Annotated in this window: 11 protein-coding genes; all 11 read left to right on the top strand. The window is 70.6% G+C overall.

Annotated elements, in window-relative coordinates; genetic code table 11:
• Positions 1–21: 21 nt before the first annotated feature.
• Positions 22–345 carry a preprotein translocase subunit SecG gene (gene secG / locus GXW74_RS18165; protein WP_211847956.1) on the top strand — a complete coding sequence of 108 codons (324 nt, stop codon included), beginning with the start codon at positions 22–24 and terminating at the stop codon, positions 343–345.
• Positions 346–434: 89 nt separating this feature from the next.
• Positions 435–2,069, top strand: coding sequence for a CTP synthase (locus tag GXW74_RS18160; protein WP_211847955.1), 1,635 nt, complete (start codon positions 435–437; stop codon positions 2,067–2,069).
• A gap of 245 nt (positions 2,070–2,314) precedes the next feature.
• Positions 2,315–3,136 carry a 3-deoxy-8-phosphooctulonate synthase gene (gene kdsA, locus GXW74_RS18155; protein ID WP_211847954.1) on the top strand — a complete coding sequence of 274 codons (822 nt, stop codon included), beginning with the start codon at positions 2,315–2,317 and terminating at the stop codon, positions 3,134–3,136.
• A 173-nt stretch (positions 3,137–3,309) separates the two neighbouring features.
• On the top strand, positions 3,310–3,552 hold the full coding sequence (locus tag GXW74_RS18150; protein ID WP_211847953.1) for a hypothetical protein: 243 nt from the start codon (positions 3,310–3,312) through the stop codon (positions 3,550–3,552).
• A 413-nt stretch (positions 3,553–3,965) separates the two neighbouring features.
• Positions 3,966–4,835 carry a hypothetical protein gene (locus GXW74_RS18145; protein WP_211847952.1) on the top strand — a complete coding sequence of 290 codons (870 nt, stop codon included), beginning with the start codon at positions 3,966–3,968 and terminating at the stop codon, positions 4,833–4,835.
• 142 nt (positions 4,836–4,977) lie between these two features.
• Positions 4,978–6,255 (top strand): phosphopyruvate hydratase, encoded by a 1,278-nt coding sequence (gene eno / locus GXW74_RS18140; RefSeq protein WP_211847951.1) that lies wholly within the window; start codon positions 4,978–4,980, stop codon positions 6,253–6,255.
• Between the two features lie 239 nt (positions 6,256–6,494).
• Positions 6,495–6,824: an FtsB family cell division protein gene (locus GXW74_RS18135; protein WP_338148268.1), complete on the top strand. Its 330-nt coding sequence runs from the start codon at positions 6,495–6,497 to the stop codon at positions 6,822–6,824.
• Between the two features lie 70 nt (positions 6,825–6,894).
• Positions 6,895–8,589: a mucoidy inhibitor MuiA family protein gene (locus GXW74_RS18130; RefSeq protein ID WP_211847950.1), complete on the top strand. Its 1,695-nt coding sequence runs from the start codon at positions 6,895–6,897 to the stop codon at positions 8,587–8,589.
• 569 nt (positions 8,590–9,158) lie between these two features.
• The gene (gene pdhA, locus GXW74_RS18125; RefSeq protein ID WP_211847949.1) at positions 9,159–10,181 is read left to right on the top strand and encodes a pyruvate dehydrogenase (acetyl-transferring) E1 component subunit alpha; all 1,023 of its coding nucleotides are present in this window, start codon (positions 9,159–9,161) and stop codon (positions 10,179–10,181) included.
• Position 10,182: 1 nt separating this feature from the next.
• The gene (locus GXW74_RS18120; RefSeq protein ID WP_211847948.1) at positions 10,183–11,562 is read left to right on the top strand and encodes a pyruvate dehydrogenase complex E1 component subunit beta; all 1,380 of its coding nucleotides are present in this window, start codon (positions 10,183–10,185) and stop codon (positions 11,560–11,562) included.
• A gap of 18 nt (positions 11,563–11,580) precedes the next feature.
• The coding region (locus GXW74_RS18115; RefSeq protein WP_211847947.1) for a biotin/lipoyl-containing protein at positions 11,581–11,891 on the top strand (311 nt) is incomplete at its 3' end.

Raw genomic sequence — 11,891 nt, 5'->3', positions numbered from 1 at the left:
TTCCTGTAGAAGCGCGCCGCCATGACCACCGTCCTGCTCGTCGTCCACCTTTTCGTGACCCTCGCCCTGATCGGCCTCGTGCTGCTGCAGCGCAGCGAGGGCGGCGGGCTCGGCATCGGCTCCTCCCAGGGGATGGGCGCCTTCATGGGCGGCCGCGGAACGGCGAACCTGCTGACCCGCGGCACGGCGATCCTGGGCACGGCCTTCTTCGTCCTGGCGCTGGCGCTCGCCCTGATGAACCGCGGTGCATCGCTGCAGAGCCGCTCGATCCTCGATTCGCCCCCGCCGGCCAGCGCGCCGGCGGCCCCGGCCGCGCCCGCGCTGCCGGCCGTCCCGACCAACTAACCAGTCTTCGCAATCACTTCCGGCCGCGTGGCCGCCCCGCGTGACACGCGGGTAGCGGCCGCGCGCGCGGCTTGTTATGGAGGGCGCCCATGGCGCGGTTCGTCTTCATCACCGGCGGCGTGGTTTCCTCCCTCGGCAAGGGTATCGCTTCCGCCTCCCTCGGCGCGTTGCTCCAGGCACGCGGCTACAAGGTCCGGCTCCGCAAGCTGGACCCCTACCTCAACGTCGATCCGGGGACGATGTCCCCGTATCAGCATGGCGAGGTCTACGTCACCGACGACGGGGCCGAGACCGACCTCGACCTCGGCCACTATGAACGCTTCACCGGGGTCGCGGCGCGCAAGCCCGACAACTGGACCACGGGGCGGATCTACTCGGACGTGATCGCGGCGGAGCGGCGCGGGGACTACCTCGGCGGCACCGTTCAGGTGATTCCGCACATCACCGACAAGATCAAGGAAGTCATCCAGGCCGAAACCGACGCCTACGACTTCGTGCTCGTCGAGATCGGCGGCACCGTCGGCGACATCGAGAGCCTGCCCTTCCTCGAAGCCATCCGGCAGCTGGCGAACGAACTCGGGCCGCAGCGCAGCCTCTTCATGCACCTGACCCTGGTGCCCTACATCCCGAGCGCCGGCGAACTGAAGACCAAGCCGACCCAGCATTCGGTCAAGGAACTGCTCGGCCTTGGGATCCAGCCGCAGATCCTGCTCTGCCGCTGCGACCGGCCGATCCCGGAGAACGAACGGCGCAAGATCGCGCTGTTCTGCAATGTCCGGCCCGAAAGCGTGATCCCGGCGCTCGATGCCAGCACCATCTACGAGGTGCCGATCAAGTATCACGAGGAAGGCCTCGACCAGGAGGTGCTGCGCCATTTCGGCCTCTCGGCCTATGGCGAGCCCGGCATGGACCGCTGGAGGAAGATCGTCCATTCGGTGAAGCAGCCCGAGGGCGAGGTCACCATCGCCGTCGTCGGCAAGTACACCAACCTGCTCGACGCCTATAAGTCTCTGGCCGAGGCGCTGACCCATGGCGGCATCGCCCACAACATCAGGGTCAAGCTCGATTGGGTGGACAGCCAGATCTTCGAGAACGACGCCGAGGCGGTGGAACGTCTCGAGAAGGTGAACGGCATCCTCGTCCCTGGCGGCTTCGGCGAGCGCGGCGCCGAGGGCAAGATCGAGGCGGTGAAGTTCGCGCGCGAGCGCAAGGTGCCCTTCTTCGGCATCTGCTTCGGCATGCAGATGGCGGTGATCGAGGCGGCGCGGAACCTGCTCGGCATCAAGGGCGCCTCCTCGACCGAATTCGGGCCGTGCCAGGAGCCGGTGGTCGGACTGCTGACCGAATGGCTCCGCGGCAACGAGGTGGAGCGGCGCGCCGCGGCGGGTGACCTCGGCGGCACCATGCGCCTCGGCGCCTATCCGGCGGTGCTGGCGGACGGGTCCCTGGTGCGGGAGGTCTACCATGGCGCCGCGCAGATCCAGGAACGCCACCGCCACCGCTACGAGGTCAACGTCGCCTATAAGGACCGGCTGGAGGCCGCCGGGCTGCGCTTCTCCGGCATGTCGCCCGATGGGGTGCTGCCGGAGATCGTGGAGTACCCGGACCACCCCTGGTTCATCGGGGTGCAGTACCATCCGGAGCTGAAGTCGAAGCCCTTCGAGCCGCATCCGCTGTTCGCGGGGTTCGTGGGGGCGGCGGTGAAGCAGGCGCGGCTGGTGTGAGCCGGAGAGGGGCTTTGCCCCTCTCCGGCCCTCGCCCGGCCAAAGGGCAGCGCCCCTTGGAATCCCGGTACCTGGCGCAGGCGGCCGGGTCGGGCGCTTCCCGCGCGGCGCCCGCTTCGGCACCATGCCGCCCGCTGCTGCAGGGCACCGGATATGGGTTTCCAAAGGCCCTGAGGCCTTTGGCGGGGTGGTTTGGAGGGGCAGGGCCCCTCCAACCTGCGACTACGAAATCTCGGAGCATTCCCATGCGTCACGTCACGGTCGGCCCCGTCACCATCGGCAATGACCTGCCGCTGGTCTTCCTCTCCGGCCCCTGCCAGATCGAAAGCCGTGCCCATGCGCTGGAAACCGCGGCGGCGCTGAAGGAGATGGCGCAGGCCGCCGGCGTGCCGCTGGTCTACAAGTCGTCCTTCGACAAGGCGAACCGCACCAGCGTGAACACCGCCCGGGGCATCGGCATGAAGGAAGGCCTCGCCATCCTCGCCGAGGTGCGGGAGGCGACCGGCCTGCCCACCCTGACCGACGTGCACCTGCCCGAGCACTGCGCCCCGGCGGCCGAGGCGGTGGACGTGCTGCAGATCCCGGCCTTCCTCTGCCGCCAGACCGACCTGCTGCTGGCGGCCGGCGTGACGGGCCGCGCGATCAACGTGAAGAAGGGCCAGTTCCTCGCGCCGTGGGACATGAAGAACGTCGCCGCCAAGATCGCGAGCACGGGCAATGAGAACATCCTGCTCTGCGAGCGCGGCGCCTCCTTCGGCTACAACACACTGGTCGCGGACATGCGGTCGCTGCCGATCATGGCGCAGACCGGCTACCCGGTGGTGATGGACGCGACGCACGCCGTGCAGCAGCCGGGCGGGCAGGGGACCTCCAGCGGCGGGCAGCGAGAATTCGCTCCGGTGCTGGCGCGCGCGGCTGTCGCGGTGGGTGTCGCCGCGGTGTTCATCGAGACCCATCCGGATCCCGACCACGCGCCTTCGGACGGGCCGAACATGATCCCGCTGCGGGAGATGCCGGCGCTGATCGCGCGGCTGAAAGCCTTCGACACGCTGGCCAAGGCGGGCTGACCGGTGCGGCGGCTCGGCCTGCAATCGGCAGTGTCGGGCCTGCCTGCGCTTGCCGCCACGCTGCCCGGCACGGGCGGACGGAGCACCGGCGTCGTGGCCGGTATCTTCGCCGTCGCGCCCGGCGCAGCGCCGGCCAATGCGCGCCCCGGCCTGGGCCGGGGAAGGACCCCGCGATGAGCCGCCCGCCTGGCTTGCCGCCGATGCCCCGCCGCCCGGCTGCCGCGCTGCTTCTGGTGGCGGCGATGCTCGTGGTGCTGTGGTGGTCGGTGCCGGCGGCGTTCGCGGCGCTGCGCCTGTCCGGCTGGCATGTCGAGACCGTGATCGTGGTTTTCGGCGCGCATGCGCTCTTCCTAGGGGCCTTCGGCTGGATCGCCTGGCTGTTCTGGGCCGGGCGGCGGCCTGGCGATGGCGGCTGATCCATCACCCCGGGTTTCCGAAGGTGCAGGAAACTGAGTTTCCTGCCGGGGTGCTCGAGGGGCAGCGCCCCTCGACCTCCCGCCGCCTGCACGATCCCCGCGGCAAGAGCAGGGCGATCTCCGCCTCATGCCAACGGCCGCCATTCGCGACCATTGGCATGAGGCCTTTCGAGCCCTCGGACGCCGGGCGCAAACCTCCGGTCCGCTTGGCTTCGCCGGCCCACCGGCGGGCCGCATTCCGGATCCCCGGTCACCTTGCCTTGCAACGTGACCGGGTGCCCGTCGCGGCCTCCGCACGAGTCCGGAACTCGTACCGCTCGCATCACCCCCAACGCGATCCGTCCGGGCTTTCCGCGGGTTGTGATGACCTGAGCCGCGTGGTCTAGGCTCGCCCCCGCTTCAAAGGGACCGCCATGCGCAGATTGCTTCCGCTTCATCTCCTTGTCCTTGTGCTTGCCGCCTGCGCCGCGGTGACACCGGCGCAGCAGGGCCCGGCGGAGCGCCACGCGGCGCTGGTCGCGGCGGCGGACCAGGGCCTCGGACGCATGATCGACCATTTGGCGCTGCGGGAGAGGACGGAGATCGACCAGGCGGCCTCGCTGCGGTTCGCCGCCGGTGGGGCGGTGCCGCGCAGCCTGGCGGCGCCGGCGGCGCCGGTGGCCGGGGCGGTGCTCGATCCCGGGATGGACCTGCTGGTGATGGAGGCGCGGCGGCTGGCGGCGCTGGCGGCGGGCGCGGCACCGACCGAGGGGCCGGAGGCCGCGGTCGCGCTGGCGCGCCTGGAGCAGGCCGTGGCTGCGCTGCGCGGCGTGCCCGCGCGCTGGCCCTCCGAGGCGGTGCGCCGGCGCGGCCTCGATGCTTTCCGCCTGCTCGCCGCGCCCGCACCGGCGGGCGTGGATGCCGCGCGGCTCGCCGCCGATCGCCAATCCGCCGTCGTGGCCGGCATTGCCTTGCTGCGCCAAGTGCTGGGGGAGGAGTCGCGCGCCGGCCTGCGCGGCGTTCTGGCCCAGCGTCACGAGGCCTGGCGCGCGGCGCAGCGCGGCGTGCTGGAGGCGGCGCGCAATGACCGCAGCCTCACCCCGGCGGACCGCATGGCGATGTGGAACCGTGTGCAGGCCGCGATGGCCGGCGACCCGCCCGACGTCGCGGCGAACGAGGCGGCGGTCCTGCTCGCCGCGCTGCCTGCGGCCCATGCCGCCGCCGGCGCTGGCGATGTTGCCGGCGTCGCCGCCTTCGAAGCCGCCCTGGCCCGCTTCCAGGGCGTGCTGGCCCAGGCGCGCTGACCCTCTGCGAGGGCGGAGTCCCAAAGAAGGGAGGGGGACCGGGGGAGGTTCCCCTCCCCCGGACCTTTTCCGTGGCGGGACTTGGCCTCACCCGCCGCCCGGTGTAGCCACCCGCATCCTTGTCTCCTGGAGTGCCCCCCGCATGTCCGCCATCGCCGACATCATCGCCCGCGAAGTCCTGGATTCCCGCGGCAACCCGACCGTCGAGGCGGAGGTGGTGCTCGACACCGGCGCGCGCGGCCATGCGATCGTCCCGTCCGGCGCCTCGACCGGCGCGCATGAGGCGGTGGAGCTGCGCGACGGCGACAAGGCGCGCTACGGCGGCAAGGGCGTGCTCAAGGCCGTCGCCAATGTCGAGGGCGAGATCTTCGACGCCATCTCCGGCATGGATGCGCTGGACCAGGTGAAGATCGACGAGACGCTGATCGAGCTCGACGGCACGGTGAACAAGGGCCGGCTGGGTGCCAATGCGATGCTGGCGGTGTCGCTGGCGGTGGCCAAGGCGGCGGCGGCGAATCTCGACATCCCGCTCTATCGCCATGTCGGCGGCGTCTTCGCGCGCACCCTGCCGGTGCCGATGATGAACATCATCAACGGCGGCAAGCACGCGGACAATCCGATCGACATCCAGGAATTCATGATCATGCCGGTCGGCGCCGGCACCATCGCGGACGCCGTGCGCATCGGCTCCGAGGTGTTCATGGCGCTGAAGAAGGCGCTGCACGACGCCGGCCATTCGACCAATGTCGGCGACGAGGGCGGCTTCGCGCCGAACATCGGCTCGGCCGACGAGGCGCTGGGCTTCATCGCCAAGGCCTGCGAGGCGGCCGGCCACCGCGTGGGTGAGGATGTGGTCTTCGCGCTCGATTGCGCCGCGACCGAGTTCTTCCACGGCGGCGCCTACAAGCTGGAAGGCGAGGGCAAGACGCTCGACGCCGGCGGGATGGTCGACTACCTGGCCGCGCTCTGCGCCAAGTGGCCCATCGTCTCGATCGAGGACGGCATGTCCGAGGATGACTGGGCGGGCTGGAAGGCGCTGACCGAGAAGCTCGGCGCCAAGGTGCAGCTGGTCGGCGACGACCTGTTCGTGACCAACCCGGAGCGCCTGCGCATGGGCATCGAGCGCGGCACGGCCAATGCCATCCTGGTGAAGGTCAACCAGATCGGCACGCTGACCGAGACGCTGGAAGCGGTGGAGACCGCGCACCGCGCCGGCTATCGCGCCGTGATGTCGCACCGTTCGGGCGAGACCGAGGACGCGACCATCGCCGATCTCGCCGTGGCGACGAATTGCGGGCAGATCAAGACCGGCTCGCTGTCGCGGTCGGATCGCCTCGCGAAGTACAACCAGCTTATCCGCATCGAGCAGGGCCTGGGGACTGCCGCGCGCTACGCCGGGCGGGGCGCGCTGCGCCGCTGATACCGGCCCGCCTTTCGGCTGACTCGGTATCAGAGTTCCGGTTTCGCGCGCGGCCGCCCCACCAGCCCCGCGCGCCATATCGCTGCGCCCTGCCGATGAGGTCGCCGGCAGGGCGCAGCGGTACGAGTCGCCTGCGCCGCACGGCAAGAAAAAATCCATCCGGCGCGGCGAAATTCTGGACGAAGCGGGTGACACGGATTCGCCGTGGTGGCTAGAATCGGTTCGCCTCTGCGGCTCGGGTGTCCTCTTTGCGGTTCATCAAGCGCTTCTTCCAGGCCATCGCCCTGCCTAGCCTGTTCCTGGCGGTGTCCGGCTATTTCGTCTGGCACGCCATGCATGGCGAGCGAGGGTTGATCGCGCGCGAGCAGCGCTTCGCGGACATCGCCGCGGCGCGGGCGGAACTCGGCCGCGCCGAGGCGGAGCGCGAAGCGATGGAACGCCGGGTGTCCGGGCTGCGCGGGGAAAGGCTCGACCGGGACCAGCTCGATGAGCGGGCGCGGGCATTGCTGAACATGGTGGGCCGCGACGAGGTCGTGGTGCCCTATCCGCCGGAACGCCGGCTCTACTGACTGTGATCCGGCGCGGTTGCGCCGCGCCGCCTTCAGGCGGGATGCTTCCGGCACAATGCTGGAGGCCGCCATGTCCCGCTGGACGATCCCCGCCCTTTTGCTGCTCGGCGCGGCGACGCCGCAGGCCGTCCTTGCCCAGGTCGCACCCCAGCGGATCGAGGTCGTGGCGCCGCCGGCGGCGGTCACGGTCTATCCCGATCAGGCGACGGTGACGCGGCGCGGCGCGGTGGACCTGCCGGCCGGCGACAGCCTGCTGGTGCTGCCCGGCATTCCCGCCGGCGTGCTGCGGGACAGCGTGACGGCGCGCGGGCAGACGCAGGGCGCGGTCGCGATCGGCAGCGTCGAGTTGCGCCAGGCGCGCTTCGACCGCGGTGCGGTGGATGCGCGCCGCGCGGCGCTCGAGGACCGGCTGCGCGACGCCGAGAGCGCCGTCTCCGCCTTCGACGCCCCGCTGGCCGCGCAGGCGGCGCAGCTCCGCCTGATCGAGCGGCTCGCCGGCGGCTTCGTCGCCACGCAGCGCCAGCCGACGCCGCCGAACGAGCCGGCGCCGCGCCTCGCGGCCGACCCCGCCACCTGGCGTGCGGCCTGGGATGCGGTGCGGGAAGGCACGGAGCAGGCCACCGAGGCCACGCGCCGCCTGCAGGCCGAACGCCGCGTCGCGGAGCAGCGGCGCGATGCGATCAAGGCGGAGATCGCCGCCCTCGGCGGTCCGCCGCCCGGCGCGCTCGAGATCGCGGTGGCGGTGCGGGCTGAGGCGGCGACGCGGCTGGAACTCGAAGTCGCCTACCAGGTGCGCGGGGCACGCTGGCTGCCGGTCTATGAGGCGCGGCTCGACAGCCAGGCGGCGCGCGTCACGCTGCGGCAGGAGGCGATCGTCACCCAATCGACCGGGGAGGACTGGCCGGATGTGGCGCTGACCCTGTCCACCGCGCGGCCGGCGGAGGCCTCGGGCCCGCCGCGGCTGCAGCCCTGGCGCATCGCGCTGGTCGATCCGATGGAGCGGGAGCGACGGTCGCGCGAACTCGGTGGCCGCCCGTCGGAAGCCATGATGAGCCGCGCGGCGCCGGCGGCGCCGCCTGCGCCGGCGACGCGCGACGCGGAGGTCGCGACCGCCACGGTGCAGACCACGGGCTTCGCGGTCGAATACGTCATTCCCGGCCGGGTAAGCATCGGCGCCGACGGGGCGGAGCGCCGGCTGCGCATCGCCGACCTCGCCGCCGATGCCGCTTTGTCCGCGATGGCGGTGCCGCGCCTCGCGCCGCGGGCCTTCCTGCGCGCACGCTTCGCCCATGCGGCGCCGGCGCCGACCCTGCCCGGGGCGGCCTCGCTGCATCTCGACGGCGTCTTTGTCGGCCGGGCGGAGCTGCCGTTGCTGCGGTCGGGGGAGGAGACGACGCTGTCCTTCGGCGCCGATGACCGCATCCGCGTGGCCTACGAGCCCCAGGCCCGGCGGCGCGCGCAGGAAGGCAGCATGCTGACCGGGCGCACCACCGCCGAGACCTTCGAGGCGGTGATGACGCTGCGGAGCTTCCACGCACGGCCGATCGACCTGGTGGTCGAGGACCAGGTGCCGGTTTCCGGCGATGCCGAGCTGACGGTGACTGTGCAGGCCGACCCGATGCCGAGCGCCCGGGGCCTCGAGGATCGGCCAGGGGTCGTCGCCTGGGCCTTCACCCTGGCGCCGGGGCAGGAACGGCGGCTCCGCTTCGGCTATACGGTGACGTCACCCCGCGATCGCCAGGTTCAGGGGCTTCCGGGGCGATGAGAGCCCGCTTGGAAACGCGCCTCGCGGCGCGCTTCCGGCTCCGGCACCGGCCCACCCCCCCATCCGGCCACCCATTCCAGCATACGGACGTGGGTGGCCGAATGGGGGGGCGGGTCGGTGCCGGACTTTCCAAACGGTCTCTCATGCCAGCGGCACGAGTTCTTGGCTCGTGCCGAGGCCGCGACCGCAGTCCGGCGAAGCCAAGCAAACCGGAGGTTTGCGCCCGGCGTCTGAGGGCTCGAAAAGGCCGATGCCAGCGGTCGTGAATAGCGGCCGTTGGCATCAGGGCCAATTTCGCAAGGGTATGACGCCACGGACCGGCAGCAGGCAGTTTTGTTTCGCGAGGGGCGGTCTCGCCTGCCCGTCCCGCAAAGACTGCCTGTCGCGCATGCGGCATCGGCGCGGCCGGTGCAGCAAGGGACCAGCGCGCGGATTCAGCTACTTAACCAAATTCGAGTTAACTGTCTTATTGCATTGCGAAAGAACGGTTTTTCTGGGCTGACGCTTGCGCGCGGCGCGGATCAGGGCCTAATTCGGAGACAACGCGCCGTCCCGAGGGAGAGCAAGCCATGGCCCAGGCCGCAGAGACCAGCCCCAAGCGCCGCGGGAAGGCCAAGGAACCCCCGATCAGCCGGGCGGACCTGCTCAAGGCCTATCGGGACATGCTGCTGATCCGCCGCTTCGAGGAGAAGGCGGGCCAGCTCTACGGCATGGGCCTGATCGGCGGCTTCTGCCACCTCTACATCGGCCAGGAGGCCGTGGTGGTCGGCATGCAGATGTGCCTGAAGCCGGGCGACCAGGTCATCACCTCCTATCGCGACCACGGGCACATGCTGGCGACCGGCATGGAGGCGCGCGGCGTCATGGCCGAGCTCACCGGGCGCATCGGCGGCTATTCCAAGGGCAAGGGCGGGAGCATGCACATGTTCTCGCGCGAGAAGGGCTTCTATGGCGGGCACGGCATCGTCGGCGCGCAGGTCAGCCTGGGGGCCGGCCTCGCCTTCGCCAACTGGTACCGCGAGAACGACAACGTCGCCGTGACCTATTTCGGCGAGGGCGCGTCGAACCAGGGCCAGGTCTTCGAGAGCCTGAACCTAGCGGCGCTGTTCAAGCTGCCCTGCATCTTCGTCATCGAGAACAACAAGTACGGCATGGGCACCAGCGTGGAGCGCGCCAGCGCATCCCGTGACCTGTCGCAGAACGGCGCCGCCTGGGGCATTCCCGGGGAGCAGGTGAACGGCATGGACGTGATCGCGGTGCGCGAGGCCGGCGAGCGCGCCGTCGCCCACTGCCGCGCCGGCAAGGGCCCCTATCTGCTGGAGATGAAGACCTACCGCTACCGCGGCCACTCCATGTCCGATCCCGCGAAGTACCGCACGCGGGAGGAAGTGCAGAAGATGCGTGAGACGTCGGACTGCATCGAGACCGCGCGCAAGATGCTGCTGGAGCAGTTGGCCGTGACCGAGGCGGAGCTCAAGGTTATCGACGACGAGGTGAAGGCGATCGTGCAGGACAGCGCCGACTTCGCGCAGGAAAGCCCGGAGCCGCCGGAGAGCGAGCTGTGGACCGACGTTCTGGTGGAGGCGAAGTGACATGGGCGCCGTGATCCTGATGCCGGCGCTCTCGCCGACCATGACCGAGGGCAAGCTGGCGCGCTGGCTCAAGAAGGAAGGCGACGCGGTGAAGTCCGGCGACGTGATCGCCGAGATCGAGACCGACAAGGCGACGATGGAGGTCGAGGCGGTGGACGAGGGCACCATCACGAACATCCTGGTGCCCGAGGGCACCGAGGGCGTGCAGGTGAACAGCCCGATCGCCGAGCTCGACGGCGGCGCCGGCGGTGCCGCGCAGACCATGCACGGCATCATCGACAAGAACCCGCGCGAGAACGAGAAGATGATCGCCGAGAGCGGCACGAAGCAGCGGGTCGAGGTCAGCGCGCCGGCGACGCCGCGCGCGCCCGAGGTGCAGCCCGAGCGCGACTGGGGCCCCACCCAGGCCATCACGGTGCGCGAGGCGCTGCGCGACGCCATGGCCGCCGAGATGCGCCGCGACAAGGACGTCTTCCTGATCGGCGAGGAGGTCGCCCAGTACCAGGGGGCCTACAAGATCAGCCAGGGGCTGCTCGACGAGTTCGGGCCGAGGCGCGTGATGGACATGCCGATCACCGAGCACGGCTTCACCGGCATGGCGGTGGGCGCGGCCTTCACCGGCCTCAAGCCGATCGTCGAGTTCATGACCTTCAACTTCTCGATGCAGGCGATCGACCAGATCATCAACTCGGCCGCCAAGACGCTCTACATGTCGGGCGGTCAGCTCGGCTGCCAGATCGTCTTCCGCGGGCCGAACGGCGCGGCATCCCGCGTCGCGGCGCAGCATTCGCAGTGCTACGCGTCGTGGTATGCGCATTGCCCCGGGCTGAAGGTGGTCGCACCCTGGTCGGCGGCCGACGCCAAGGGCCTGCTGCGCGCCGCCATCCGCGACCCCAACCCGGTCATCGTGCTCGAGAACGAGATCATGTACGGGCATACCTTCGACTGCCCGACCGACCCGGACTTCATCCTGCCGATCGGCCGCGCGAAGGTGGAGCGGCCGGGCACGGATGTGACCATCGTCGCCTTCTCGATCATGGTCGGCATGGCGATGCAGGCCGCCGAGAAGCTCGCCGAGCAGGGCATCAGCGCGGAGGTGATCAACCTGCGCAGCCTGCGCCCGCTGGACACCGCGACCATCGCCAATTCCGTGCGCAAGACCAACCGCCTGGTCACGCTCGAGGAAGGCTGGCCCTATGCCGGCATCGGCGCCGAGGTGGCGATGCAGATCATGGAGACCTGCTTCGATCACCTCGATGCGCCGCCGGTCCGCGTGCATGGGCTCGACATCCCGATGCCCTATGCGGCGAACCTCGAGAAGCTCGCGCTGCCCCGCCTCGAACAGGTGGTCGAGGCGGCGAAAAGCGTGACCTACAAGTAAGGGCGGGGGAAGCGGTCCATGGCCACGAACATCCTGATGCCGGCGCTCTCGCCCACCATGACGGAGGGCAACCTGGCGCGCTGGCTGAAGAAGGAAGGCGAGCGCATCAAGGCCGGCGACGTCATCGCCGAGATCGAGACCGACAAGGCGACGATGGAAGTGGAGGCCGTGGATGAGGGCATCCTCGGCAGGATCCTGGTGCCGGACGGGACCCAGGGCGTGAAGGTCAACGACGTGATCGCGGTGCTGGTTGAGGAAGGGGAGGCGGTGCCCTCCGGCGCGCCTGCGGCCGCCGCCCCGGCCGCCGCGGCGCCGGCCGCACCGGCCCC

Source organism: Neoroseomonas eburnea, from assembly GCF_018129005.1.
Classification (GTDB): domain Bacteria; phylum Pseudomonadota; class Alphaproteobacteria; order Acetobacterales; family Acetobacteraceae; genus Neoroseomonas; species Neoroseomonas eburnea.
This window is presented reverse-complemented; position numbering and strand designations above follow the sequence as displayed.

What these genes read in the sequence shown, in the direction of transcription:
- pdhA (WP_211847949.1), top strand. Translation starts at nt 9,159, where the DNA reads ATGGCCCAGGCCGCAGAGACCAGCCCCAAGCGCCGCGGGAAGGCCAAG.
- GXW74_RS18145 (WP_211847952.1), top strand. Translation starts at nt 3,966, where the DNA reads ATGCGCAGATTGCTTCCGCTTCATCTCCTTGTCCTTGTGCTTGCCGCC.
- GXW74_RS18120 (WP_211847948.1), top strand. Translation starts at nt 10,183, where the DNA reads ATGGGCGCCGTGATCCTGATGCCGGCGCTCTCGCCGACCATGACCGAG.
- GXW74_RS18160 (WP_211847955.1), top strand. Translation starts at nt 435, where the DNA reads ATGGCGCGGTTCGTCTTCATCACCGGCGGCGTGGTTTCCTCCCTCGGC.
- eno (WP_211847951.1), top strand. Translation starts at nt 4,978, where the DNA reads ATGTCCGCCATCGCCGACATCATCGCCCGCGAAGTCCTGGATTCCCGC.
- GXW74_RS18150 (WP_211847953.1), top strand. Translation starts at nt 3,310, where the DNA reads ATGAGCCGCCCGCCTGGCTTGCCGCCGATGCCCCGCCGCCCGGCTGCC.
- GXW74_RS18130 (WP_211847950.1), top strand. Translation starts at nt 6,895, where the DNA reads ATGTCCCGCTGGACGATCCCCGCCCTTTTGCTGCTCGGCGCGGCGACG.
- secG (WP_211847956.1), top strand. Translation starts at nt 22, where the DNA reads ATGACCACCGTCCTGCTCGTCGTCCACCTTTTCGTGACCCTCGCCCTG.
- kdsA (WP_211847954.1), top strand. Translation starts at nt 2,315, where the DNA reads ATGCGTCACGTCACGGTCGGCCCCGTCACCATCGGCAATGACCTGCCG.